Annotated in this window: 23 protein-coding genes and 11 tRNA genes; 6 read left to right on the top strand and 28 right to left on the bottom strand. The window is 44.8% G+C overall.

The window, feature by feature from the left end; translation table 11 throughout:
* Positions 1 to 61: 61 nt before the first annotated feature.
* From OA79_RS12285 to OA79_RS12310, 6 genes are all read right to left on the bottom strand, one after another.
* Complete coding sequence (locus OA79_RS12285; RefSeq protein WP_063333539.1) at positions 62 to 511, bottom strand: YaiI/YqxD family protein; 450 nt, start codon at positions 509 to 511, stop codon at positions 62 to 64.
* 117 nt (positions 512 to 628) lie between these two features.
* Positions 629 to 2,278, bottom strand: coding sequence for an electron transfer flavoprotein-ubiquinone oxidoreductase (locus OA79_RS12290; RefSeq protein WP_063333540.1), 1,650 nt, complete (start codon positions 2,276 to 2,278; stop codon positions 629 to 631).
* Between the two features lie 41 nt (positions 2,279 to 2,319).
* Positions 2,320 to 4,089: an acyl-CoA dehydrogenase gene (locus OA79_RS12295; protein WP_063333541.1), complete on the bottom strand. Its 1,770-nt coding sequence runs from the start codon at positions 4,087 to 4,089 to the stop codon at positions 2,320 to 2,322.
* Between the two features lie 130 nt (positions 4,090 to 4,219).
* Complete coding sequence (locus tag OA79_RS12300; RefSeq protein WP_082825463.1) at positions 4,220 to 5,293, bottom strand: AraC family transcriptional regulator; 1,074 nt, start codon at positions 5,291 to 5,293, stop codon at positions 4,220 to 4,222.
* 101 nt (positions 5,294 to 5,394) lie between these two features.
* On the bottom strand, positions 5,395 to 5,742 hold the full coding sequence (locus OA79_RS12305) for a hypothetical protein (protein WP_063333542.1): 348 nt from the start codon (positions 5,740 to 5,742) through the stop codon (positions 5,395 to 5,397).
* A 60-nt stretch (positions 5,743 to 5,802) separates the two neighbouring features.
* A complete protein-coding gene (locus OA79_RS12310) occupies positions 5,803 to 6,234 on the bottom strand; it encodes a cytochrome b562 (RefSeq protein ID WP_197465391.1) in 432 nt (143 codons plus the stop codon).
* 143 nt (positions 6,235 to 6,377) lie between these two features.
* On the opposite strand from OA79_RS12310, the gene OA79_RS12315 reads away from it, so the two are divergent.
* Entirely contained in the window at positions 6,378 to 6,710 is a 333-nt protein-coding gene (locus OA79_RS12315) for a hypothetical protein (protein ID WP_231908866.1), read from the top strand.
* Here the strand turns inward: OA79_RS12315 and OA79_RS12320 are convergent.
* The 17 genes from OA79_RS12320 to OA79_RS12400 form a co-directional block, all read right to left on the bottom strand.
* Positions 6,707 to 9,145 (bottom strand): Lon protease family protein, encoded by a 2,439-nt coding sequence (locus OA79_RS12320; RefSeq protein ID WP_063333544.1) that lies wholly within the window; start codon positions 9,143 to 9,145, stop codon positions 6,707 to 6,709. The two genes, OA79_RS12315 and OA79_RS12320, sit on opposite strands and share 4 nt — an antisense overlap.
* A 112-nt stretch (positions 9,146 to 9,257) precedes the next feature.
* The gene (locus OA79_RS12325) at positions 9,258 to 10,064 is read right to left on the bottom strand and encodes a TatD family hydrolase (protein WP_063333545.1); all 807 of its coding nucleotides are present in this window, start codon (positions 10,062 to 10,064) and stop codon (positions 9,258 to 9,260) included.
* A gap of 7 nt (positions 10,065 to 10,071) precedes the next feature.
* On the bottom strand, positions 10,072 to 11,007 hold the full coding sequence (gene holB, locus OA79_RS12330; protein ID WP_063333546.1) for a DNA polymerase III subunit delta': 936 nt from the start codon (positions 11,005 to 11,007) through the stop codon (positions 10,072 to 10,074).
* A 2-nt stretch (positions 11,008 to 11,009) separates the two neighbouring features.
* Complete coding sequence (gene tmk, locus OA79_RS12335) at positions 11,010 to 11,648, bottom strand: dTMP kinase (protein ID WP_063333547.1); 639 nt, start codon at positions 11,646 to 11,648, stop codon at positions 11,010 to 11,012.
* Between the two features lie 12 nt (positions 11,649 to 11,660).
* On the bottom strand, positions 11,661 to 12,692 hold the full coding sequence (gene mltG / locus OA79_RS12340) for an endolytic transglycosylase MltG (protein WP_063333548.1): 1,032 nt from the start codon (positions 12,690 to 12,692) through the stop codon (positions 11,661 to 11,663).
* Positions 12,679 to 13,506: an aminodeoxychorismate lyase gene (gene pabC / locus OA79_RS12345; protein ID WP_063333549.1), complete on the bottom strand. Its 828-nt coding sequence runs from the start codon at positions 13,504 to 13,506 to the stop codon at positions 12,679 to 12,681. Before pabC ends, mltG begins: the two co-directional genes overlap by 14 nt.
* A 47-nt stretch (positions 13,507 to 13,553) precedes the next feature.
* Positions 13,554 to 13,629: transfer RNA gene (locus OA79_RS12350), tRNA-Glu, on the bottom strand.
* 11 nt (positions 13,630 to 13,640) lie between these two features.
* Positions 13,641 to 13,715: transfer RNA gene (locus tag OA79_RS12355), tRNA-Gly, on the bottom strand.
* Between the two features lie 58 nt (positions 13,716 to 13,773).
* A tRNA-Glu gene (locus OA79_RS12360) sits at positions 13,774 to 13,849 on the bottom strand.
* Positions 13,850 to 13,919: 70 nt separating this feature from the next.
* Positions 13,920 to 13,995, bottom strand: a tRNA-Glu gene (locus OA79_RS12365).
* Positions 13,996 to 14,023: 28 nt separating this feature from the next.
* Positions 14,024 to 14,098 (bottom strand) — tRNA-Gly (locus tag OA79_RS12370).
* 58 nt (positions 14,099 to 14,156) lie between these two features.
* Positions 14,157 to 14,232 (bottom strand) — tRNA-Glu (locus tag OA79_RS12375).
* Between the two features lie 28 nt (positions 14,233 to 14,260).
* Positions 14,261 to 14,335: transfer RNA gene (locus OA79_RS12380), tRNA-Gly, on the bottom strand.
* 58 nt (positions 14,336 to 14,393) lie between these two features.
* Positions 14,394 to 14,469, bottom strand: a tRNA-Glu gene (locus tag OA79_RS12385).
* Positions 14,470 to 14,539: 70 nt separating this feature from the next.
* Positions 14,540 to 14,615, bottom strand: a tRNA-Glu gene (locus tag OA79_RS12390).
* 28 nt (positions 14,616 to 14,643) lie between these two features.
* Positions 14,644 to 14,718: transfer RNA gene (locus OA79_RS12395), tRNA-Gly, on the bottom strand.
* A 58-nt stretch (positions 14,719 to 14,776) separates the two neighbouring features.
* A tRNA-Glu gene (locus OA79_RS12400) sits at positions 14,777 to 14,852 on the bottom strand.
* 130 nt (positions 14,853 to 14,982) lie between these two features.
* Between OA79_RS12400 and OA79_RS12405 the strand changes: the two genes are divergently transcribed.
* Positions 14,983 to 15,552, top strand: a complete 570-nt coding sequence (locus OA79_RS12405) for a YajG family lipoprotein (RefSeq protein ID WP_063333550.1) — start codon at positions 14,983 to 14,985, stop codon at positions 15,550 to 15,552.
* A gap of 75 nt (positions 15,553 to 15,627) precedes the next feature.
* On the opposite strand, the gene msrB is transcribed toward OA79_RS12405, so the two are convergent.
* Positions 15,628 to 16,038 (bottom strand): peptide-methionine (R)-S-oxide reductase MsrB, encoded by a 411-nt coding sequence (msrB, locus tag OA79_RS12410; RefSeq protein WP_063333551.1) that lies wholly within the window; start codon positions 16,036 to 16,038, stop codon positions 15,628 to 15,630.
* 65 nt (positions 16,039 to 16,103) lie between these two features.
* Here msrB and OA79_RS12415 point away from each other — a divergent pair, with 65 nt between their 5' ends.
* The gene (locus OA79_RS12415; protein WP_063333552.1) at positions 16,104 to 17,318 is read left to right on the top strand and encodes a pyridoxal phosphate-dependent aminotransferase; all 1,215 of its coding nucleotides are present in this window, start codon (positions 16,104 to 16,106) and stop codon (positions 17,316 to 17,318) included.
* A 79-nt stretch (positions 17,319 to 17,397) separates the two neighbouring features.
* Positions 17,398 to 18,276, top strand: coding sequence for a protease HtpX (htpX, locus tag OA79_RS12420; RefSeq protein WP_063333553.1), 879 nt, complete (start codon positions 17,398 to 17,400; stop codon positions 18,274 to 18,276).
* 75 nt (positions 18,277 to 18,351) lie between these two features.
* On the opposite strand, the gene OA79_RS12425 is transcribed toward htpX, so the two are convergent.
* The 4 genes from OA79_RS12425 to gcvT all read right to left on the bottom strand — a co-directional run bounded on the left by OA79_RS12425 (position 18,352) and on the right by gcvT (position 21,955).
* Complete coding sequence (locus OA79_RS12425; RefSeq protein WP_063333554.1) at positions 18,352 to 19,068, bottom strand: flagellar brake protein; 717 nt, start codon at positions 19,066 to 19,068, stop codon at positions 18,352 to 18,354.
* An 18-nt stretch (positions 19,069 to 19,086) separates the two neighbouring features.
* Positions 19,087 to 20,217 carry a 4-phosphoerythronate dehydrogenase gene (locus tag OA79_RS12430; protein WP_063333555.1) on the bottom strand — a complete coding sequence of 377 codons (1,131 nt, stop codon included), beginning with the start codon at positions 20,215 to 20,217 and terminating at the stop codon, positions 19,087 to 19,089.
* Complete coding sequence (locus tag OA79_RS12435) at positions 20,198 to 20,740, bottom strand: elongation factor P hydroxylase (RefSeq protein WP_063333556.1); 543 nt, start codon at positions 20,738 to 20,740, stop codon at positions 20,198 to 20,200. Before OA79_RS12435 ends, OA79_RS12430 begins: the two co-directional genes overlap by 20 nt.
* A gap of 114 nt (positions 20,741 to 20,854) precedes the next feature.
* Positions 20,855 to 21,955, bottom strand: a complete 1,101-nt coding sequence (gcvT, locus tag OA79_RS12440; RefSeq protein WP_063333590.1) for a glycine cleavage system aminomethyltransferase GcvT — start codon at positions 21,953 to 21,955, stop codon at positions 20,855 to 20,857.
* A gap of 372 nt (positions 21,956 to 22,327) precedes the next feature.
* Between gcvT and glyA the strand changes: the two genes are divergently transcribed.
* On the top strand, positions 22,328 to 23,605 hold the full coding sequence (gene glyA, locus OA79_RS12445) for a serine hydroxymethyltransferase (protein WP_063333557.1): 1,278 nt from the start codon (positions 22,328 to 22,330) through the stop codon (positions 23,603 to 23,605).
* A gap of 55 nt (positions 23,606 to 23,660) precedes the next feature.
* Positions 23,661 to 24,044 (top strand): glycine cleavage system protein GcvH, encoded by a 384-nt coding sequence (gene gcvH, locus OA79_RS12450; protein WP_063333591.1) that lies wholly within the window; start codon positions 23,661 to 23,663, stop codon positions 24,042 to 24,044.
* Positions 24,045 to 24,118: the final 74 nt, after the last annotated feature.

Genomic DNA, 24,118 nt, shown 5'->3' on the forward strand with positions numbered 1-24,118 from the left:
AAAAAATTCCTTGAAACCCTTTCCCGATAACACAATTCTCGTTCCGCTAACTAACAGGCAACTAGGTTGCCCGTTGTGCTAATAGCTTATCGAGCGTATTGGCAAATGCCATTCTATCTTGCTGACTAAAGCTAGCCGGTCCACCTGTTTGCACGCCTGAGGAGCGCATTTGTTCCATAAAATCACGCATATTTAAGCGCTGCTTGATGTTTTCTTTCGTATAAAGTTCACCACGAGGATTGATTGCCAAGGCCCCTTTATCAATCACTTCCGCCGCTAATGGAATATCAGCGGTAACGACTAAATCATCTGGAGAGGCTTGTTCAACAATATAATTGTCAGCAACATCAAAACCTGAGCTTACAACACGTCGTTCAACCCATTTTGAAGGCGGAATAGCAATCGCTTGGTTTGCGACTAAAATGCATGGCACCTGAATGCGTTCAGCGGCACGAAATAGTATATTTTTGATTACATTTGGACAGGCGTCCGCATCAACCCATAAACGCATAATAACCCCTTATATTGTGGAGCACATTATTAAACAGGCTGACATGTAAATCCAGTGAGGAATATGAAACAAAACAAGGAGACTATGGTCTCCTTGTTTTGTTTCACCCTGCTTATGTTACATATTAGGATAGTTAGGGCCACCTGCGCCTTCAGGCGTGACCCAAGTGATATTTTGAGCGGGATCTTTAATATCACACGTTTTGCAGTGGACGCAGTTTTGTGAATTAATCTGAAAGCGAGACTCGCCCTCGGACTCAACCACTTCATACACACCTGCCGGACAATATCGCTGAGCAGGCTCATCATATTTAGGCAAGTTGTGATTTAATGGAATCGCGGCATCTTTCAACTTCAAATGGCAAGGCTGATCCTCTTCATGATTGGTATTAGAAAGGAAGACAGAAGATGGCTTATCAAAACTTAATAAGCCATCTGGCTTGCGATATTCTGGTGCAGTGTGTTTATCCGCCATCTCAAGACAAGCGTAGTCTGGCATCATGTCATTAAAGGTAAAAGGTAAGCTCCCCGCAAAGATATTTTGATCCAACCAGTTATAAGCCCCGCCCCAGAAAGTACCAAGCTTGTGCATCACAGGAACAAAGTTACGTGCTTGTTGTAATTCTTTACCCAACCAAGATGAAGCCAATGCCTCATTAAAATGAGCAAGCTCAGCCAAATGAACATCAGCCTGCAATGCATCATAAACAGTGTCAGCGGCTATCATGCCACTCTTCATTGCGGTATGTGTTCCTTTGATCTTAGCTGGGTTTAGTGTGCCAGCATCACAACCAATAATTAGTCCACCAGGGAAGCTTAATTTTGGCAATGAAGACCAGCCTCCTTTCGCTATGGCTCGTGCACCGTAAGAAACGCGTTTAGCCCCTTCTAAATGCTTTGCGATAACAGGATGATGTTTATAACGTTGGAATTCATCATAAGGACTTAAATGAGGGTTCTTATAATTAAGATCCACAATCAAACCGACAACCACTTGGTTATTTTCAAGGTGGTACAGGAAACCGCCACCACCCGCTTCTTTGCCTAATGGCCAACCCGCCGTGTGAATCACCGTACCCGGCTTACTCATTTCAGCAGGAACATCCCATAACTCTTTGATACCCAAACCATAATGCTGTGGTGCTTTCCCTTCATCCAGTTTGTATTGAGCAATAAGCTCTTTACCTAAATGGCCGCGGCAGCCTTCAGAGAAAATCGTGTATTTGGCTTTTAACAACATACCTGGCATGTAGCTGTCTTTTTCCGAACCATCTTCCGCTATGCCCATATCCCCTGTGATAATGCCTTCAACCTTGCCCTCTTCATCGTAAGCCAACTGTGCAGCAGAGAATCCAGGGAAGACTTCTACGCCTAGGTTTTCAGCTTGCTCCGCCAACCAGCGACTAAGGTTGCCTAAACTAATGATGTAATTACCATCATTGTGCAAGGTTTTTGGCATCATCCAACGGCTTAACTGGCGACCAGAACTTGCTGAACCCAACCAATGTAACTCATCGACATTCACTTTGGTTTCAAGCGGTGCGCCCATTTCCTGCCAGTCTGGGAACAATTCGGTCAAGGCTTTCGGGTCTACCACCGCGCCAGATAAAATGTGCGCGCCAATTTCTGAGCCTTTTTCGACTAAACAAACGCTGATTTCTTTTTCATCCGCCTGCGCTTTTTGCATAATGCGGCACGCAGTGGAAAGACCTGCTGGGCCACCACCGACAACAACCACATCAAATTCCATCACTTCTCTATCTGTCATACTGCCTCCCAACAACGGCATTTTTATTGTTATTCGCGATATTAACGCGCAAAGCTTGCTTCATTCAGCACTTCTACCGACTGATGGCCCGACTCAATGGCCTGATAGAAAGCGCTCGCTCTTGGCAAAACATGATCACAATAAAAGACCACTGATTGACACCAAGATTGTTTCTGTTGATCAGCCATTTGCGTATCTTGCTGACTCGCCACCAAGGCTTTGATTTGCAGCCAAGCGCCAACCACATAACCCATTAACATCATATAAGCATAGGCAGAACCCGTACCTAATGTGCTGTCTTTTTGCATTGCGGCTAAACAATAATCGGTCGCCTGTTTAGCTTGCTCTAAAGCAGCGCTTAGCTTTTCAAGCGGTGCATTAAAATTGATTGCTTTCCATTGGTCTAAATCAACGGCCATTTCAGTCAATAAATCTTGCATCGCAGCACCTTGATCGGCGTAAAGTTTACGTCCAATCAAATCGATGGCTTGTATGCCATTGGTACCTTCATAAATAGGTAAGATTCGAGCATCACGTGCATGTTGCGCCACACCTGTTTCTTCAATGAAGCCCATACCACCGTGGACTTGAATGGCTAAGGAAGTGATTTCTTGAGCTTGCTCAGTGATCCAGCCTTTCACGATTGGCGTGTAAAGCGCTGTTCTTGCAACCGCTTTTTGCTTCACCTCTCCATCGGCTAGGTGGGAAAGGTCGTTTTCGATAGCGGCCACATAAACCAATGAACGCATCGCATCAATTTGCGACTTCATCATCATTAGCATACGAAGTACATCTGGGTGCTCAATAATCGCCGCTTTACCAGAACGGTCAGCCTTCATGCCTTGTTTACGCTCTTTGGCATAAGCCAACGCTTGCTGATAAGCGCGCTCGGCGATCGCCAGACCTTGTAATCCAACACCCTGTCGAGCATTGTTCATCATGGTAAACATGGCTTTTAGACCCTGATGTTTTTCACCAACTAAATAGCCTAGTGCTCCTTCGTTTTCACCAAAGCTCATCACACAAGTAGGCGATGCATGAATCCCCAACTTATGTTCTACTGAAACCACTTGCACATCATTTCGCTGCGAAGGCTCTCCAGCATCATCCAATAAAAACTTCGGTGCTAAGAATAACGAGATACCTTTAACCCCTTCAGGCGCATCAGGTAGGCGAGCCAACACCAAATGAATGATGTTATCGCTCATTTGATGGTCGCCCCAAGTAATGTAGATTTTTTGACCTTTGATGCGGTAAGCATCACCATCGGGTATGGCTTTACAAGCAATAGCAGCAAGATCCGACCCAGCAGAAGGTTCAGTCAGGTTCATGGTGCCAGCCCACTCTCCGCTTAGCATTTTAGGTAGGTACTGAGATTTTAATTCATCACTGGCATGATGACTGATGGCTTCGATTGCGCCATGACTTAACAATGGGCATAAAGAAAAAGCTAAGTTAGCGGATTGAACGCCTTCGTTTACCGCCGTCGCAATGAAGGATGGTAGCCCTTGACCGCCGTATTCAGGGTCTCCAGACAATCCAACCCAGCCACCATCCGTGTAGGCTTTGAAGGCTTCTTTAAAACCTTTCGCTTCAATTACCTCACCATTCTCAACTCTTGAACCTTCACTGTCGCCACTCGCATTAATTGGCGCAATAACTTGCTCAGAAAGTTTTCCGGCTTCGCCTAAAATGGCTTCAAGCAACTCTTGATCAATGGGCTCTTCCAGGTAAGGCGCCAACTTATTAATGTCGGCAACAGAGAGCAGGCTAAACAAAATGTCATTTACAGGATATTGGTAATCGCTCATTTTTTATTCTCCGGTATAAGTTATCCGAGCGGATGTATACCTATAGAATGGAAAAAGAACGCCAATTCCTCAATAACATTTCAAACCTATATTTCTAACAAATACATTCACAATACCAACAAGGCATGACTCAGCCCCTATTATCAGGGCGTTTCATATCCTTACCGAACTTTAAATATTCCTCACTTTTTCGGTATTCACCTGGCGTCATACCTGTCCATTTTTTAAATGAGCGAAAAAATGCACTCGGTTCATCAAATCCCATCAAGGCGGCAATATCGTTAATGCTTAACTGTGGTGCGTTCATGTAAGTGATCGCAGCCTCCTTGCGGCACTCATCTTTTATCTGCTGATAAGAGGTGCTTTCATCATTTAGGCGTCGACGCAGAGTGGAAACACTCATGTTTAAACCGCTGGCCACCTCTTCTGCACTTGGCATCTCTCGAGAAAAGTCTTTCCCTAACATAGCCATGACTTGTGACTTCAAGCTGTTGTCGTTTTCGACCATCACCAGCAATTGATAAGGCGCGGTTTTTAAAAAACCTCGTAGACTGTCTTCGGTTTGGACAATAGGCATATCAAGATAACTGGCCGGAAAAACCAATGCATTGGCATGCTGATTAAACTTCACTTCTGACTGGAATAACGTTTTGTAGTATTCCACATCATTGGGGCGCTCATTGGTAAAATACGCGGCTTTAAGGTTTAAACGACGACCGATTAACCAACAAATAAAATGATGCCACATAGACAGAGTCGTTCTCAGCTGTTCATTTGACTCAGCTAACACCAAACTGTCGATGTCTTCATCGGATGAGCTTAATGGCCCAAAGGTCACCATAGCAAAGCGACCTTTTTTGATCAGCACAGGCTTCACCGTTGGACCACGACAAATTTCATAAAAATCACTACAACGATACAGAGCATGAGCCAAACTTCGTGCATGAATAATACACAGACACATCATACGAAAAGTACCGTTCGGAATCTTACCGCCACTCAACATGCCGAATGACTCATCCTGCATTAGCCACATGATTTTTTGATACAGCATACCAAACCGATAAGCAGAGAAAGAATCACTCTGTTCCAACTCTTCAGCGGTTATCTCTAAACTTTCTAATACTGCTTCTCGATCGAGCCCCTGTTTCTCTACTGCTTTTAGAAGATAGCGAACACTCGACATGGGAACGGAAGCTTTCAATGTTGTCACCTTAATCAATTAAAATTTAATCAATACGAATCAGAAACTTGGGGCATAAAAAAAGGCTGCAAGGCAGCCTTTCTAATTCTACATACTTTTGCTTAATTTTCTTCTGTAAATGCGGACAAAAGTTCATCTACAGACAAATCTTCGCGATCAGACTGGACAGATTCAGACACCTTAATAGGCTCTGACGGCTTTTCTGTCTGAGGCTTAACAAACACAAAACGACGAGGGCGAGTTGCAGCAACCGCCTCTTCTTTTTCTGGTAAAAGCCCTAAACGCTCTAATTTCTTATGAGCTTGATCTTTACGCTGCTTCGATTTTTTGGTTGCAAAGCGACGCACAGAGGATGCCTTACGAGCTTTATTTTGCTCTTTCATCATCTCTTTTGAGCCGGTTTTGCCTAACTTTCCACGCATTGAACGTGATTTTTTTAAACGAGCCATAATTTCCTCTCTTTAACGCGCGCATTGTAACAGCGATTAAAGTCTAGGTCATCAAGGGGATTAGCAACTTCCTTTAAAAGTGCTATGGCCAGCTTTTCGATGCTTACCTATCTCGCCAACCAGCTGACGAATGGTTTTTTTATCGTTCGCCACCAAGGCGACATTCAAATCTTCTAAGGTTTTAATTGTGCTATCAATCAACTCAACATATTGTTCTTTTTGTTGAGCCAGCACCTCCCCTTCTAAGCCATCCATTTCAAACTGATGAGGTTGAGTCTTACGCGATTTCTGAAAAGACACAATTAAGCGCTCAACGTGTTCCGTTGCGGCATCATTGTTACCAGACTTCACCGCCGTTGACATTTGACGCATCTCACTTTTAATATCCTGCATATAACCATGTAAGTCCGTATCACCACATGAACCATGTGCCATGCTGACAGACGAGAACGTCGACAACAAGATTGCCCCGGCAAGCAAACTTTTTTTCATAAAAAACACCCTTTCAATATTCATTGTAATTTGGTCTTCGCCTTTCCCACGCTATTAAAATAGCATTTTCAAACAGAAAAGCACCAGAGAATGAAAGTAGATTTTCGTTTTCACCACTAAGCTTGCCAGTAGAGGCGTCGTTAATGGATACTAGAGGGAATGAAAGATTAAGAGATGAAACCATGTATCATGTCAAACGCCTATGTGCTTTCCTAATCATATTGAGCACAACACAAGCCTATGCTGAATGCTCCGATTGGGACGCGAGAGCCGCTGCCGATAAGGCCGCCGAAAAATATGTCTCAGGCAAAACCTTCAAACGCGCAATGGTACTGAAAAAACACTTACCGAGTAAACGCAAAGAGGTCGCCAGCTATGTTTATGTTAAAGCGGACGACCTCTACTATTCCGTTTTCTCTTTGATCAACTCAAAATGTAAAGCACAGATAATTAAGCGAACCAATGGAAAACACTAAGCTTTTTTCGTGTTTTCTTCTGTATTTTCGTCGCTTTCATCTTCCTCTTCTTCTTCGTCATCCTCTCCAAGTTTAGCTATTTCTTCCAAACGCTGGATGACTTTGAAAGACAAGGTTCCTTCAGGATAGTCGCCATTTTCATCTGGAACACCCGGCTCTATACCAGTTAACAGGTGCAATGCTTCATCAGCTGACTCAATTGTATAAATGTGGAACAAACCGGCTTTGACTGCGACAAGGATGTCATCATTTAACATCAAATTATTGGCATTTGACTTGGGAATAATCACCCCCTGCTTGCCCGTTAATTCTCGCGCCTGACAGACATTAAAGAAGCCTTCGATTTTTTCATTCACACCGCCAATCGCTTGCACTTCACCGTATTGATTCAATGAACCTGTGATGGCCAAATCTTGGCGTAATGGCACTTGAATCAAAGCAGAAAGAAGGCAACACAATTCAGCCGTTGACGCACTGTCACCATCCACATAGCCGTAGCTTTGTTCCATAGCGATGGAGGCTGAAATCTCGAGGGGATAACGTTGTGCGTATTTGTTGCCTAAGTAACCTGACAGAATCAACACACCTTTCGAGTGAATATTTTGACCAAGATTAGACTCACGCTCAATGTCGATAATGCCCTTACCACCAGGATAAACCGTAGTGGAAATACGTGCCGGTGCACCAAAGCTACTGTCACCAATCTGCATCACGGTTAAACCATTGATTTTCCCTACGGCATAACCATCACTTTCCAGTAACACCGTGCCTTCAATGATTTCTTCAATGATCTTCTCGCTAACACGGCCTGTACGATGTTTCTTGGCTTTCAAAGCTCGCTGAATATGATCGGCATTAATTTCTTCGTCCTTAGCCATTTGACGCACAAAATCCGCCTCGCCAAGCAACTCAAAAACATCGCCAATTTTGGCCGCCATTTCGCGTTGATGCTCCGCTAGGCGACTACTATATTCAATTAAGGCCGCCACGCCATCACGCGTTACGTTAGCGTATTCCTCTTTATCGACTCGATCTTTCATCAAACGAGCGAACGCGTATTCTGATTCCTTAGTGCGCTTTAAGCTGTCATCAAAGTCCACAAGTACACGGAACATTTCTTGAAAATCTGGATCGGCGTCTTGCAGCAAGTAATAAATATCTCGAGCCCCAATCAACACAACTTTAACCTGCAAAGGCAAATCTTGTGGCGTCAAGGTTGTGGTATTCATGAGTCCCATATCTGAATAAGGGTGCTCAATCTTAAGCGTCTTACTCTTGAGGGCTCGCTTCAAAGCTTCCCACAAATAATGATCCGTCAGTAACTTTTCAGCATCTAAGATCAAATAACCGCCATTTGCAGCGTGCAAACTGCCTGAGCGAATAAGGCGATAACTGGTCACCAGCATCCCCTGGTCACTGCTGTGTTCGACTTGACCAAACAAATTACGGTAAGTTGGGTGCGGCTCATAAATAACTGGCTGGCCACCGTCTTTTTCGTTTGTCACCGCAATGTTTGGCAAATACAAATCTTCATACATTTGTCGACGGCCCACTTCATCACGATTTTCAGACGCTTTATCGTCCGCCATTTGATCTATGATGGTTTTGTCGAGATCGGCACGCAGAGCAGTAAGGTACGCCAACACTTGCTCGTGATCTTTGTAGGTATCTAGTAGCGGTTGCATCAAGGGATCAAGCGCTTCTTTCACCGTATCTAAATTTAACTGGCGTAACAGGTCATAGGTTTCACGCTTCCATTGAGGTAAACCTAATAACTCTTCGTTAAGCAGACCTTCTAATGTTGAAACCCCTTCCTGAAACGCATCACGCTCCTCATCGGTCAAGGCAGCAAATTCATTTTCTTCCAGTGCCTTACCTTCTTTCATCGGCGCAAAACTGACTGATGACGCGTCGCGGAACATGGCCACACCAATCTTGCCTGACACTCGCTCAACACGATTAATTGCCGCCTCATACTTATCATTAAAGGCGCGATCTATGATGCTCTTTTGCTGTTGGTAAGTCGGGTTTTCAAAAGCGGCTGGAAACGTCGCCATTAAACCATCAATCAAACCACGAATTTCTTTTTCAAACTCAGACGCCATATCTGGCGCAAATTCAATGGCTTTTGGACGGTAGCTTTCTGTGAAGTTATTAACATAAACCCATTCAGTTGGTGCTGGTCGTCGCTTGGCTTCGCTTTTTAAATAGCTCATCACATAAGATGAGCGGCCCGTTCCGGAATCGCCCATCGCATAGATATTGTAACCAGGGCGCTGCATGGCCACACCGAACTGAATCGCCTCTACGGCACGCTCCTGACCGAGAATGCCACTAAGAGGCTCAATGTCTTTTAGCGTTTCAAAAGGTAAATGATCGGTTGGTACTTTGGCAGCAAGCGCTTGGTAAGGTAAAGCAGTAACCATATTGGACATCAATGAGCTTCCTTATGAGATAACAAGCAATGGGAAACTTGTCATGCTTGGGGTCTGAAAATGATAAATAGCTAAGACTAACACTCAGTTGAACGCCAGTCTCACAAAAATACTAAACACTAAGAATTAAGCGTTCGTTCGCGGATACTCGGTTAAAGACACGATGGAAGTTTGCCGCCGTTGCCTCTATTAGTTCTTCATAACGAATGCCTTTTAAATCAGCCACATACTGTGCCACCTCGGCGACATATTTGGGCTCATTCTTCTTGCCGCGGTATGGTACGGGGGCAAGGTAAGGCGAATCGGTTTCCACAATCAAAGACTCAAGCGGTAATTTTTGCACTGTTTGTTTTAAATCTTGTGCCGTTTTAAAGGTCACAATACCAGAAATGGAAATCAGGTAATTTTCATCCACAGCGGCTTTGGCCATGTCATAATCTTCCGTAAAACAATGCAAAACACCGGCAGAATTAGGATTGCCATGCTGTCGAATCAAGGACAAGGTGTCTTGTTTCGCCTCACGAGTATGAACAATAACAGGCAACCCAAGCTCACCAGCAGCGATCAAATGATGCTTGAAACTGTCTTGTTGCGCCGCGTGAATGTCACTGGATTTTTCGTAAAAATAGTCCAGTCCTGTTTCTCCAATCGCCACCACTTTAGAGTGCTGAGCTAGATCAAGCAGGCGTTGAGGGCTGGTTAATAACCCCTCAGTTTGCAATGGGTGCACGCCACAACTGGCAAAAACACCATCACGCTGAGTAAAGCCAAGAATTGTGTCTATTTTATCGAGGTCGACTGAAATACTAAGAAGTTGACGTACGCCCTGCTGGTGAGCCGCATCAATTGCAAGGTCTAAATTATTATCGTAAGGCGCCAAATCTAACATATCTAAATGGCAATGGGTGTCGATCAACATACAAGAGTTACCACTGATTTAATTCGTTTGTTAATTGCATAATGGGGTTTAAATTTGTTTTTTGTAGGGCCAATTTCAAATTTTGTATGGCCTGATAGCGATCCATCAAAACTCGAATGCCAATTCGATGAATCAGATTGGCGTAGACCGCCTCAAGTGCCGGGTGCAATGGCGCCCCTGCCGAATGACATAATGATTGATGAAGGATGGCCGCTAAACCATTGCAATAATCTTCTATATTTTGACTGTCCAATCCTTTTAACAATTCCGCCACGGTCATTTCTTGTTGTAAAAACTGATTCACCTTTTCTGGCAAGGTTAAGAACAAGTCGGTTTTTTGGTTTTTTTCAATCGACAATAAACGAAAAGGCTGAGTCGTTAACCAGAATAAACGACTTAAATTGGCTTCTGGATTATGTTCCGCCAGCCACGCATCAACTTGTTCTACATTAGGCGTCGGCACGTTCACTAGTAAGCAGCGGCTGCGAATGGTTGGTAATAAACGGCTTGATTGCGAACTGGTTAGCAAAAAGAAAGTGCGATCAGAGGGTTCTTCTAAGGCCTTGAGCACCGCATTTGCCGCATTAATATTCATTGATTGGGCATGACTAATGAACACGACTTTGGTTTGACCTACTTGTGGTTTTTGGGTGATTTTTTGCACCAAATTACGGATCTGATCAACCTTGATCGTGCCGGATTCGCCATCCAACACCCGAAAATCTGGGTGCGTGTCAGCAGCCATTAACTGACAAGAGTGACATTGACCACAAGCGGCAGCTTGCGGGGATTCACACATTAAATCTTTCGCCATCGCAAATGCCAAAGATTCTTGCCCAACGCCATCTGCTCCGGTAATCAATAACGCATGAGACAAATCGCCAGACACTTTGAGGTGTTGGATTTGTTGCTGACTTTGTTGCAACCAAGGCGCTAGTGACATAGTTAGTCCCCTGAAGCCCAATTTGATTGTAAACGCCCCAGTTCCGCTTGGATCTGTCGTTTTACGGATTCGATGTCTTGGCTTGCATCAATAACAGACACACGTTTTGGTTCCGCCTCGGCTCGATCTAGAAAACCTTGCCTTACTTTCTCATGAAAATTAAACGATTCTTTATCCAATCGGTCTTGTTGCTGACGCTGAACCACTCGTTGCTGACCAACTTCCACCGAAACATCTAACAGCAAAGTCGCATCTGGCTGACAATCGGCTACAACCCATTCAGCCAATTGATCTATGATCGCAAAGGATCCGCCTCGAGCATTTCCCTGATACACATAAGATGAGTCTAAAAAACGGTCGCTAATCACCCAGACACCCTGCTCAAGGGCAGGCTGAATTTTTTCCGCAATATGTTGTGCTCTTGCCGCAAAGACCAACAGCAACTCCGCCATATCACTGACAGATTCCTCTCTTGCCTGCAGAATCAAATTGCGAATATCTTCTGCTAAAGGCGTACCACCTGGCTCTCGTGTCATAACATATGGAATGGAATGTTCGTCAAGCCACTGCTCAATCGACTCAATGGCGGTTGACTTGCCACTGCCCTCACCACCCTCAAGGGTAATAAACTTTCCTTTCATGGCATTCACCTTCTACTGCGTGACGTCAGGCGTGGAACGATAATCGTCTCGACGCTTGTACTGATATTTTCTAACCGCTCGATTGTGCTCTTTTAGCGTGTTAGAAAAGGCATGAGAACCATCGCCTTTGGCCACAAAATAAAGCGCTTTGGTTTGCCCCGGATTAAGTGCCGCGGCTATGGCTTCGTGACCCACATTGGCAATGGGTGTCGGCGGTAAGCCATAAACACGGTAGGTATTATAAGGCGACTTTGACTGTAACCCTTTGCGCGTCAAATTGCCTGTAAATTCTTTACCTAAACCATAAATGACTGTTGGATCGGTTTGTAATCGCATGCGTTTTTGTAAACGACTGATGAAGACTCTCGCGATCAAAGGACGCTCTGCCGGTACCGCCGTTTCCTTTTCAATAATGGATGCCATAATTAAGGCGTCATAAGGGGTTTTATAGGGTAAGCCCTCAGCCTTATTTTGCCACAGTACGTCCAAGGTATTTACCAACAGACCGTTCGCATGTTTTAGAATACTGACATCCGTGTCACCATCGTGATATCGATAAGTATTAGCAAAAAAACGACCTTCTGGGTGAGCCACTTTAAGTGCTAACTTTTCGGCGATTTCTTCGTCTGACAGACCCAGCAAAGTCATTTTGATATTACCTTTGGCTTTCATGGCCAATAGATAATCCTGAGTCGTTTTACCTTCTAGCAGGGTAATGTCGTAAGATATGGATTCGCCTGAATCAAATAGTGACATCACTTGCATTAAATTCATGCTGGGATCAAGCGCATACTTTCCCACTTTAGGCACCCAAGTTGGTTTTAACTTGGCCACAACACGAGTCAGAAACGGCTGTTCAATGAGGCCGTCTGAATGCAAACGGTACCCCAAACTGTAAGCACTGTCTCCTTTGACGACTTCAAACGTTGTTGATTCAGATAAGGTTATTGGAGAGGTTACCTGCATATACAGGTAGCCAGCACATAAGGCCAATAGGGTAATTATGAGAAACACTGCTCGGTAGAACCATTTAATGTATGCCATGCATTTCCTTAGCTTGCATCAAAGATTGTAATTTTTTGGTGTTCGACCCAACCGCAAAAACTTGACGATTAATCCGAACAACTGGAACGATTTTCATTAAACTATTCGCCATAAACACTTCATCCGCCGCAAGCAACTGCGCCACGGAAAAGCGTCCTATCAAGGTTGTTTGTGACGTCATTTCAGACAAAATGGCCTGACGATATGTCCCTTCCACACCTGCAACATCAAGGCTAGGTGTACACAGAAGACCATCTTTAAACCAAAACACATTACTTTGAATGCCTTCGATGACAGCCCCCTGACCATCCAACATAATGGCCTCAAAGTCATTGGGTGCCAAATACTGCTTGGCGATCACATGCTCAAGCCGATTGAGGTGCTTAATGCCGGCTAAATACGGATTCGAGTTGACAGGTATTGGTGACAGCGACACTTCGACTCCCTGAAGGCTTTCAGCTCGATAGTCAGGAAACGGTAAAATGCCGATTATGATGGTGTGCTGTACTGTTTTAGGCGGTTGATAACCTCGACCACCCTGCCCGCGAGTCACCATTATTTTAACAACGGCATCGCCATCGAGATAGTCAGACACCATTGCCTGTAAAAAATAAGACAACTGCTCTTTCTGCTCTGCATCAAAGGGCATTAATAGCTTTTCTAGCCCTTTGTATAAGCGAGTTAAATGAGAGGGTAAACGTACGAAGCCATTTTGATTGGCATGAATGGTTTCAAACACACCGTCGCCATAAGCCAATCCACGATCAGCAGGCGCTATAGAGGTATCTATTGTGTAATTAACAAACCAAGTCATGGCTAATAAGCTCAAATTAAAGTCAGCTATGATAGCGCAAAAAAGAATGGCGTCCCATAGGGGGTTCGAACCCCTGTTACTGCCGTGAAAGGGCAGTGTCCTAGGCCTCTAGACGAATGGGACGTATTTTGAAATGGAGCGGGAAACGAGGCTCGAACTCGCGACCCCAACCTTGGCAAGGTTGTGCTCTACCACTGAGCTATTCCCGCAAAACTCTATTTTCTTTAATCACCACCCTGCTCTCGCAAGCAACATGGTCAAAATTAGTGGCGTCCCATAGGGGGTTCGAACCCCTGTTACCGCCGTGAAAGGGCGGTGTCCTAGGCCTCTAGACGAATGGGACACAGTCTAAACACTCTTATCTTTATAATTTACTATCAATAACGAACCATGACACCAAATCAACATAAGAATGGCGTCCCATAGGGGGTTCGAACCCCTGTTACCGCCGTGAAAGGGCGGTGTCCTAGGCCTCTAGACGAATGGGACACAATACACTTTTACGAAAGTGCGAAACTGGAGCGGGAAACGAGGCTCGAACTCGCGACCCCAACCTTGGCAAGGTTGTGCTCTACCACTGAGCTATTCCCGCAAAACTCTATTTTCTTTAATCACCACCCTGCTCTCGCAAGCAACATGGTCAAAATTAGTGGCGTCCCATAGGGGGTTCGAACCCCTGTTACCGCCGTGAAAGGGCGGTGTCCTAGGCCTCTAGACGAATGGGACACAATACACTTTTACGAAAGTGCGAAACTGGAGCGGGAAACGAGGCTCGAACTCGCGACCCCAACCTTGGCAAGGTTGTGCTCTACCACTGAGCTATTCCCGCAAAACTCTATTTTCTTTAATCACCACCCTGCTCTCGCAAGCAACATGGTCAAAATTAGTGGCGTCCCATAGGGGGTTCGAACCCCTGTTACCGCCGTGAAAGGGCGGTGTCCTAGGCCTCTAGACGAATGGGACACAGTCTAAACACTCTTATCTTTATAATTTACTATCAATAACGAACCATGACACCAAATCAACATAAGAATGGCGTCCCATAGGGGGTTCGAACCCCTGTTACCGCCGTGAAAGGGCGGTGTCCTAGGCCTCTAGACGAATGGGACACAATACACTTTTACGAAAGTGCGAAACTGGAGCGGGAAACGAGGCTCGAACTCGCGACCCCAACCTTGGCAAGGTTGTGCTCTACCACTGAGCTATTCCCGCAAAAAAACTTATCACTCACTACTTTTACCGTTAGACTATGTTGCAATCAATTTAAGATTGGCGTCCCATAGGGGGTTCGAACCCCTGTTACCGCCGTGAAAGGGCGGTGTCCTAGGCCTCTAGACGAATGGGACTAAAACATAATCTTGCTGTGTGAGCGGGTGCGTATATTACTGTTACTAATCTTAAAATCAACAGTTTTTTTCATTAATTTAAGCGACTTAGAGAAAAACCTCTTTTAAAATCAATATAAACGGAGCTCTTATGCGAAACAAATCCATCATTCTCGCCCTATCCATCTCAACACTCCTTTTAGCAGGCTGCTCAACAACACACTATATTAATGTTGAACCCAAGGCGGCCATCGAAAACAACAACCTCACCAATGAGCGAGTCATTAAGGTTTCCACCAATACCGAACTCACTAACAGTATTGGCTCTATTAAGACGGGCCTAAATGAGCGCGCTGACATTTATACAACCAATGACGTAAAAGAAAGTGTAAGAGAAAGTGTTCTCACCGGCTTGCGTCAACTCGGCTTCACCCCCGACCAAGGCGTTTTGCCAGCTGCAGATTTGCAAATTAACATCACTAAAATGCGCTATACCACCAAGGTCGACGCGCTTAAAACCATTGCCACAATGAATTTTGAGTTAAATGTCGTCTTAGCCGCAAAAAATCAAACCTATAAAGCCAACTTCGGCTCTCAGAAAGTACGCGAATATGGCACCATGCCTTATCAATCCAGTATCCAGGAAGATATGAACGAGCTAGCCAGTCAAACCGTCACTCGACTATTAGCCGATCCAAACATTATTAGCCTATTAAAATAAACAAAAAAAAGGGCAAGTCAGTTGACTTGCCCTTTCCTCTTCAGACCACCAGCATGGCGACCCGCCATGAATATGTCACTCTTTATCTTTAAAGGACAAAGAAGCAGAGTTGACACAATAACGCAATCCAGTCGGCTGTGGACCATCCTCAAACACATGCCCTAGATGCGCCTCACACTGACGACAAACGATCTCAGTACGCTGCATCATCCAAGAACCATCCGTTTTCTCTTCAATGTTTGAGGTGTTGGCATCATAAAAACTTGGCCAACCGGATCCAGAATCATACTTGGTTGCCGAATCGAATAGAAACGCCCCACAACAACGACAATGATACTCTCCAGGATCATAGAATTTTTCATATTTTCCAGTAAAAGCTCGCTCTGTGCCTTTCTTGCGCACAATATCAAAGACGTCTTCCGGCAACTCTTGCTGCCACTCTTCTTCTGATTTCACAATTTTTTCCCCGTTAACTGACTCAGTCATCTTGAATGCTCCCAAGTTAGGTGTAAAGTTACTCATTTCGCCCAGCTATATATAAGGACAATTTGGTGCAAATCCGTAAATCAAACAAACTCGCCAACATCTGTTATGAAATCCGTGGACCCGTTCTTAAAGAAGCCATGCGCATGGAAGAAGAAGGTCAACGCATTTTAAAACTTAACATTGGCAATCCAGCGCCATTTGGCTTTGAAGCACCGGATGAAATTTTGGTCGACGTCATCCGTAACTTACCGACATCCCAAGGCTATTGCGAATCCAAAGGACTTTTTTCCGCCCGTAAAGCCGTCATGCAAAAATACCAAGCCATGGGCATTAAGTCCGCTGACGTCAATCACGTATGGATGGGCAACGGCGTCAGTGAGTTAATTGTTATGGCCATGCAAGCCTTACTTAACGATGGCGATGAAATTTTAATTCCAGCACCGGACTACCCTCTTTGGACCGCAGCGGCCACGCTTTCAGGTGGTTATGTTAGACACTACCTGTGTGACCCTGGTTCCGGCTGGCAACCTGACATTAATGATATACGTGCAAAAATCTCAAATAAGACCAAAGCGATTGTCATTATTAACCCAAACAATCCAACAGGGGCAGTGTATGAAAAAAGCCTAATACAGGCCATTGTCGATTTAGCGGATGAACACAATTTACTTATTTTCTCCGATGAAATTTATGACAAGATTCTATACGACGAAGCTCAACACATACCAACGGCCTCACTAACAGAGGGTCGCATTCCTTGTGTCACCTTTGGCGGTTTATCCAAGGTATACCGAACGGCTGGTTTTCGTTCGGGCTGGATGACCATTACTGGTGATCGCAGTAAAATTTCAGATTACATTGATGGCTTGGACATTCTCAGCTCGATGCGACTCTGCGCTAACGTCCCTGCACAACATGCAGTACAAACGGCACTTGGCGGTTATCAGAGCATTAATGAGCTAATTATTCCTGGCGGTCGATTATATGAACAACGTAAGGTCGCCTTTGATGTGCTAGATTCGATTCCGGGCGTCAATTGCTACAAACCTCAAGGGGCAATGTATCTGTTCCCACAACTGGACCCCAAGGTCTATCAGATACAAAATGACATGGATTTAGTGCTGCAATTTCTGCAAGAAGAGAAAGTGCTCATTGTGCAAGGCACTGGCTTTAATTGGCCAACACCGGATCACGTGCGCTTTGTGTTCCTACCACACATTGAAGAACTCACCCCAGCAATGGAACGATTCGCTGCCTTCTTGCATAGATTGAGACGCTGAAATCCTTAATCTGGCATCTTGAAATAATCCATTAAAACCCCACTATGCTCCTTACCAGTCTTTCTAGGAGCATAGTAAAATGCGTATCATTCTTTTCCTTTTAACCAACCTTGCGGTCATGGTCGTGGCCGGCATCGTGTTGAGTTTATTAGGCGTTAATGGCTATATGAGCAGCAATGGCTTGAACTTTAGCAATTTGCTGATTTTCTGCGCCGTATTCGGTTTTGCCGGAAGCCTTATCTCGTTGCTATTATCTAAATTTATGGCCAAACGTGGATCTGGCGCGGTAGTAATTGAACAACCAAGCAACCATAAAGAGGCTTGGCTGTTAGCTACCGTCAAAGAACTGTCTGACAAAGCGGGCATCCGTATGCCTGAAGTCGCCGTCTTCCCATCTCATGATGCCAATGCTTTCGCAACAGGCTGGAATAAAAACGATGCCTTAGTGGCAGTTTCCAGCGGCATGCTAGACCGCTTTCCACCAGATGAAATTAAAGCGGTATTAGGTCATGAAATTGGTCATGTGGCGAATGGCGACATGGTTACCCTTTCTTTAATACAGGGCGTGGTAAATACCTTTGTTATGTTCTTTGCCCGTATCGCGGCGTATGCGGTAGATCAATTTCTACGTAAAGACGACAACGAAGGCTCTGTGGGCTGGGGATATTACATAGCCACTTTCGTTTTTGAGATTTTATTTGGCATTTTAGCCTCCATGATTGTCATGTGGTTTTCGCGCTTCCGTGAATTTCGCGCCGATGAAGCTGGCGCAAAACTAGCCGGTAAAGGCGCCATGATCGCCGCTTTAGCGCGTTTACAGCAGGAACATGAAGAAACTCACATGCCAGACTCTATGATGGCCTTTGGTATCCGCCAAGGAAAGAGACCAACCCTAGGCGAACTCTTTTCAAGCCACCCGCCAATTCGCAACCGAATTGACGCATTACAAAAACTCTAATGAGTTAATGCCAAAACAAAAATGCCAGCAATTTTGCTGGCATTTTTTATGTTATTGATACGCTCTTGAACGTCGTTATTTTTTCTTCAATGTGTCTAATATATAGGCCATAAGTGGAATGCCATTATCCTTAGAAAGGTTCACAAATCGGATCCCATAGACGTAAAAATACTCCACCCCCATACGGGTAAGAAATTCATTATCCACCATACTTGCTTGAACTTGCTCTAACATCTGAATTTCTTGTGAACGAATTTCACAATCCAATTTCAGCAGTTGAACATAAGGGCCCACTTTAACACTACACGCCATTTTCATGGTCTGGCTGACGGCACCAAAATCCTCTTTTGAAATCAGCTTAGCACCACCATAACTTAAATCGGTAATAATGGCAGAAGAAGCGGCCGGAATAGAAGTATCACTATCGTCCCCTTCCACATTACTAATCAGTCTTGTTTCAACCCTTACCGCCTGCCTAACCTCTGAAGCTTCAACATAGTTCGGATAGGCAATGTGCAAGTGAGCAGCCGGCTCCAGGTAACTTTTTGCCACTTTGCTAGAAAATGCGCATACATGAGTGCTCAGCATTAACCGTATGTTAACGACCTGACTGTCACGAACCAGAATGTTTTTACCATTCAATTTCGGACAAGAAAGAATCAAAGAAACGCCTGGGAGATTCCCCAACACCTTCACCATATGGCGACCTGGTGGCGAAATAAATTCCAATTGCACACTCGTGCCAATGGGCACATCAAGGTCGCCTAAATCAACCTGCATTACTCCAGCCATGCTTTACCTTAGTATTATTTATGATTGATTGAAGCCAACTGCTGTCAAACTAGCCTGCTCAGAATCATGCTGCACCTGACAAGTATTAAATTCATCACGTTCAACGTAGTTCTTTCTAAGCCAATCAAATGTGTTCTCTTTTGTATTTTGTCGATATTGATACCGTAAACGAGCATCATCTCTAGCCACATCATAAAGGGCATGCATGCTTCTCGCCAGCATTTCTTCTTTACAAACCCCGTCAAACACTTGAATAGATGTGATATTTCCTGCACTGACGGCTTCTTTGTAGGGGATTTTTGTTGGTTGTTGTAAAAATTCACACAAGGCTTGGTAGACCATCCAACTGCCCTTCTCACGGCCTTGTTTACTGTATCCTGCAATGTGCGGTGTAGCGATATCCACAAGCGACAACAAGGATGGGTTGATACTCGGCTCACCATGCCAAACATCCATAACCAAATGCAACTGCCCCTGTAATTCATGATATCGTGCCATTAATGCCGATTCATTTATCACACCACCTCGGCCAGCCGAGATAATAACGCTGTCGGCCGACACTCGTTCGAGCTCTGCCACATTAAGCATATCGACCGTCGGATACGGTCCCATTTTCGTCAAAGGAGCATGTAGGGAAATAACCTGACAGGACAAAACCTCGGTTAACGAGACAAAATTGGCCGCTTCATTATTCTCGTGTTGCTTTAATGGATCGTAAACACAAACATCACAACCTAACGCTTTAAACCTTTGATAGACCGTTTTACCCACATTGCCAAAGCCAATTATGCCAATTTTACGATCTAACCATTTCACATCCTTAGTAAGGTATAAATGGCCTAAGCCACTGAAGACGTAATCGGCCACGGCCTGAGCATTGCATCCAGGCGCACTCGAAAATTGAATGCCTTTTTGCGCAAGGTAATCTAAATCAATATGATCAACACCAATCGTCGCGCTGCCAACGAAGCGAATTCCACTTCCTTCTAGCAAGGCTTTGTTTACCTTAGTAACAGACCTCACCAGTAAAATATCCGCCTGCTTAACTTGCTCATGAGTTAAGTTACGGCCATTTACTAAAGTTACTTCGCCTAAATGTGAAAATAGTGCTTCCACCTTAGGCATGTTCTCATCTGCAATAATCTTCATATTTTTGCTTTAAAAACTCACTCAAATCTTGATTAGGATGGCGTTGTGCTAGTAAATAGCGCGAAAATAACAAAGCCCTTTCAGGCAGGCTCCATTCACTTATATAGCGATCAACTTGACGCATAACGGCTTGTTCAAAGGGTAAAGGATCGTATTCAGGTAAGGCTAAATTGTCCACACTGACGCGAAAATCCAATCCGGCGGCCCAATGCAAAAGACACTCAACGGCTTGCGGTTTGACCTCCACCTGCTCAAATTGCTTTTGCGTAGTCAAATTACGGGCGTCAGATTCATACCAATAACCATAATCTTCAAGACGCCGACGCTCAGCGCCTGCGATGCACCAATGACCAATCTCATGTAAAGCACTTGATACATAATCAAGACGAAATAAAATTGTCGCAGGTTCATTTGAGGTTGCCGGACGATACAAAGGCTCTTCGGCATTACCAATCAAACAAGTGTTAAAAGACGATAAAAAGCAGGCATCAAAGGCAGCAACAAGTTGAGTAACACTTGCCAATACAGATTCTCCAAAAGATAAGAATTATCACATAAGAAATAAAAATGCGCCATGTAAAGCCGCTCTCTACATGGCGCATTAACAGATGACAAATCGGATGATGATTAAATACGCTTAACCGCGATAATAACGAGAGGGCACAAATGGCATACTTGCCTGAGTTAACGCAATTTGCTTACCGCGCATCTCTGCAAAAACAGGCTCACCTGATTCAAGCGCAGACGTTAACACGTAAGCCATCAAAATAGGCTGAGACAAACTGGGGGAAAAGCCACCACTGGTCACTTGCCCTACTTTGGTACCGTCAGCTGTCACCAGCTCAACCCCTTCACGAACTGGCGCTCGACCCTCAACAAGGTAACCAACACGCTTCTTAGTAGGTTTTTGATCAAACTGAGGCAGAATGACATCCGCCCCGACGAATTGACCAGCACGTTCTCCACCCACACGACGGACTTTCTGAATTGCCCAATTCAAGGACGCCTCAACCGGCGTGGTGTTAGTATCAAGGTCATGACCATACAAACATAAACCAGCTTCCAATCTTAAAGAGTCGCGCGCCCCAAGACCAATCCACTCAACCTCATTTTGAGACAACAAGGCTTGAGAAAATTCCGCCGCGTGCGCGTTAGGAACCGAAATTTCGTAGCCATCTTCTCCTGTGTAACCAGAGCAGCTAACCCAAAGCTCGACGCCTTGCCAAATAAACACCAAGCTCTGCATAAAGGTCATTTGAGCCGCCTCCGGCACAAGGCGAGAAAACACCTCACGTGCTTTGGGGCCCTGAATCGCCAATAAGGCACGATCTTCAACTATCTCAACTTGTGAGGTCGTCAATTGGCTTTGTAGATAAGCAATGTCCTGCTCTTTACAAGCCGCATTTACCACCATAAACACGTCGTCACCCCAGTTGGCAAACATTAGATCATCAGCAATCCCACCCTTTTCAGTGGTAAACATGCCATATCGCTGCATACCTTTTGCCAAGCCAAGCACATCAACGGGCAAAATCGCTTCAAGCTCAGATTTAACATTCGCGCCTTTTAAAATGACCTGCCCCATATGGGAAACATCAAATAATCCGGCATGTTCTCGTGTCCACAAGTGCTCTTTCTTTACGCCCAATGGATACTGCACAGGCATTTCATAACCTGCAAACTCAACCATTCTGGCATCACTAGCAATGTGCTGTTCATATAAGGCGGTATGTTTCATTTTATTACCTGCAAGATTCTTGTTTGAGAAAGTTTCCAATTGGAAACAGGTTACCCAAAAGGCAGAGGTGTTGACAAGTACCATTAGGCTTTTATTTAAACCAAACACCACATTGAAGCGTAGAAGATTGATAACAAATCAGACCGTTCGGTCAAACTCACCGCGAGAACTTTTTTTTGGAAGAAGTGAGTTTTTCGTGTTTCCAATTGGAAACTTTTTGATTATGATAAGCAAAAATTGACGTGAACAGGACAATGACTGACGCTCTAAGAAAGATGATCTTTTTTCATCACCTTAGACTGCCAAAGTGTTATTATAGCGAAGACTCATTGTCTTATGGGCATACATGTTTATTTAAGAGGAAATTTCCCCATGGCCAACACCGAAGCCTTTTTCAGCCAAACGCTCGCTGAGCGAGATCCTGAACTTTATGCAACGATTACAGAAGAGCAAGAACGCCAAGAAACTGGCATTGAGTTGATTGCCTCTGAAAACATCACTTCAAAAGCCGTACTTGAAGCGCAAGGTTCTGTGCTGACAAACAAATACGCGGAAGGTTACCCAAACCGTCGTTATTACGGTGGCTGTGAAGCCGTTGACGTGACCGAGCAATTGGCCATTGACCGCGCGAAGCAATTATTTAACTGTGAATTTGTCAATGTGCAGCCACACTCAGGCGCACAAGCAAATGGTGCGGTTATGCTAGCACTATTACAACCAGGCGATACCATTCTTGGTATGTCACTTGATGCAGGCGGTCACTTAACACACGGTGCGCCACCAGCTCAGTCGGGCAAATGGTTTAATGCCGTTCAATACCAAGTTAACCCTGATACGCTATTAATCGACTACGATGCCATCGAAGCGCAAGCACTAGAGTGCAAACCTAAAATGATCATCGCTGGTGGTTCTGCAATCCCTCGCGTCATCGATTTCAAACGTTTCCGTGAAATCGCAGACAAGGTTGGTGCCTACTTATTTGTCGACATGGCTCACATCGCCGGCTTGGTTGCAACAGGCGCTCACCCTTCACCACTTCCACACGCTCACGTTGTGACAACAACGACTCACAAGACATTGCGCGGTCCTCGTGGCGGCATGATCTTGTCTAACGATTTGGATTTGGGCAAGAAAATTAACTCCGCCGTCTTCCCAGGCTACCAAGGTGGTCCACTAATGCACGTGATTGCCGGTAAAGCGGTTGCATTCGGTGAAGCATTGAAGCCTGAGTTCAAAACGTACATTGACCAAGTTGTTACTAACGCCAAAGTACTAGCCGAAGTGATGATTGAACGTGGCTGTGATGTAGTCACCGGCGGTACTGACAATCACCTAATGCTCGTTGACCTACGTCCAAAAGGCATTAAAGGTAATATGGCGGATAAAGCACTGGAACGTGCTGGTATCACTTGTAATAAAAACGGCATCCCGTTTGATACGGAAAAACCAATGATCACATCCGGTATTCGTATTGGTACGCCTGCTGCGACTTCTCGTGGTTTTGGTGAGGAAGAATTCCGTAAAGTGGGTCACCTAATCAGTGATGTCTTAGATGGTCTAGTGGCAATGCCAGAAGGCAACGCCGAAGTAGAAGCTCGCGTACTTGCAGAAGTGAAAGAACTTTGCAAACGCTTCCCACTTTACCGCTAATCAACATGCCCAAGAGGATTTCCTCTTGGGTATTTTTTTAAGAGGCAAACAACCTATGAGCACTATCCCAGAAAATTTGAAATACGCTGATTCACATGAGTGGGTTCTAGACAATGGTGATGGCACTGTCACGGTTGGTATTACGGATCACGCACAAGACTTGCTTGGCGATGTTGTTTACGTCGAATTACCTGAAGTAGGCGCAGCCACAACGGCTTCAGAGCAATTTTCACTAATTGAATCGGTAAAAGCGGCATCAGACATCTATGCCCCAGTTAATGGTGAGATCATTGAAGTCAATGAAGCACTAGAAGATGCCCCTGAGCTAATCAACGAAGAGCCTTATGAAGGCGCTTGGATTGCTAAAATCAAGCTTAGCGACCCAGCGGATCTTGATAAATTACTCAACGCATCAGGCTACGCTGACTCCATTGAGTAATTAGACTCACATTCGAATTGCCCTGCTCTTTCACGACCATGAAAGAGCACATTCTCTACTCTCTTCTTTTAATA

The sequence above is a fragment of the Marinomonas sp. TW1 genome, from assembly GCF_001625355.1.
Classification (GTDB): Bacteria; Pseudomonadota; Gammaproteobacteria; order Pseudomonadales; family Marinomonadaceae; genus Marinomonas.

What these genes read in the sequence shown, in the direction of transcription:
- OA79_RS12315 (WP_231908866.1), top strand. Translation starts at nt 6,378, where the DNA reads ATGGATACTAGAGGGAATGAAAGATTAAGAGATGAAACCATGTATCAT.
- holB (WP_063333546.1), bottom strand. Translation starts at nt 11,007, where the DNA reads ATGTCACTAGCGCCTTGGTTGCAACAAAGTCAGCAACAAATCCAACAC.
- OA79_RS12325 (WP_063333545.1), bottom strand. Translation starts at nt 10,064, where the DNA reads ATGTTGATCGACACCCATTGCCATTTAGATATGTTAGATTTGGCGCCT.
- pabC (WP_063333549.1), bottom strand. Translation starts at nt 13,506, where the DNA reads ATGACTTGGTTTGTTAATTACACAATAGATACCTCTATAGCGCCTGCT.
- glyA (WP_063333557.1), top strand. Translation starts at nt 22,328, where the DNA reads ATGGCCAACACCGAAGCCTTTTTCAGCCAAACGCTCGCTGAGCGAGAT.
- gcvH (WP_063333591.1), top strand. Translation starts at nt 23,661, where the DNA reads ATGAGCACTATCCCAGAAAATTTGAAATACGCTGATTCACATGAGTGG.
- OA79_RS12305 (WP_063333542.1), bottom strand. Translation starts at nt 5,742, where the DNA reads ATGGCTCGTTTAAAAAAATCACGTTCAATGCGTGGAAAGTTAGGCAAA.
- OA79_RS12320 (WP_063333544.1), bottom strand. Translation starts at nt 9,145, where the DNA reads ATGTCCAATATGGTTACTGCTTTACCTTACCAAGCGCTTGCTGCCAAA.
- OA79_RS12405 (WP_063333550.1), top strand. Translation starts at nt 14,983, where the DNA reads ATGCGAAACAAATCCATCATTCTCGCCCTATCCATCTCAACACTCCTT.
- mltG (WP_063333548.1), bottom strand. Translation starts at nt 12,692, where the DNA reads ATGGCATACATTAAATGGTTCTACCGAGCAGTGTTTCTCATAATTACC.
- OA79_RS12425 (WP_063333554.1), bottom strand. Translation starts at nt 19,068, where the DNA reads ATGGCTGGAGTAATGCAGGTTGATTTAGGCGACCTTGATGTGCCCATT.
- msrB (WP_063333551.1), bottom strand. Translation starts at nt 16,038, where the DNA reads ATGACTGAGTCAGTTAACGGGGAAAAAATTGTGAAATCAGAAGAAGAG.
- OA79_RS12430 (WP_063333555.1), bottom strand. Translation starts at nt 20,217, where the DNA reads ATGAAGATTATTGCAGATGAGAACATGCCTAAGGTGGAAGCACTATTT.
- OA79_RS12290 (WP_063333540.1), bottom strand. Translation starts at nt 2,278, where the DNA reads ATGACAGATAGAGAAGTGATGGAATTTGATGTGGTTGTTGTCGGTGGT.
- OA79_RS12295 (WP_063333541.1), bottom strand. Translation starts at nt 4,089, where the DNA reads ATGAGCGATTACCAATATCCTGTAAATGACATTTTGTTTAGCCTGCTC.
- htpX (WP_063333553.1), top strand. Translation starts at nt 17,398, where the DNA reads ATGCGTATCATTCTTTTCCTTTTAACCAACCTTGCGGTCATGGTCGTG.
- OA79_RS12310 (WP_197465391.1), bottom strand. Translation starts at nt 6,234, where the DNA reads ATGAAAAAAAGTTTGCTTGCCGGGGCAATCTTGTTGTCGACGTTCTCG.
- tmk (WP_063333547.1), bottom strand. Translation starts at nt 11,648, where the DNA reads ATGAAAGGAAAGTTTATTACCCTTGAGGGTGGTGAGGGCAGTGGCAAG.
- OA79_RS12285 (WP_063333539.1), bottom strand. Translation starts at nt 511, where the DNA reads ATGCGTTTATGGGTTGATGCGGACGCCTGTCCAAATGTAATCAAAAAT.
- gcvT (WP_063333590.1), bottom strand. Translation starts at nt 21,955, where the DNA reads ATGAAACATACCGCCTTATATGAACAGCACATTGCTAGTGATGCCAGA.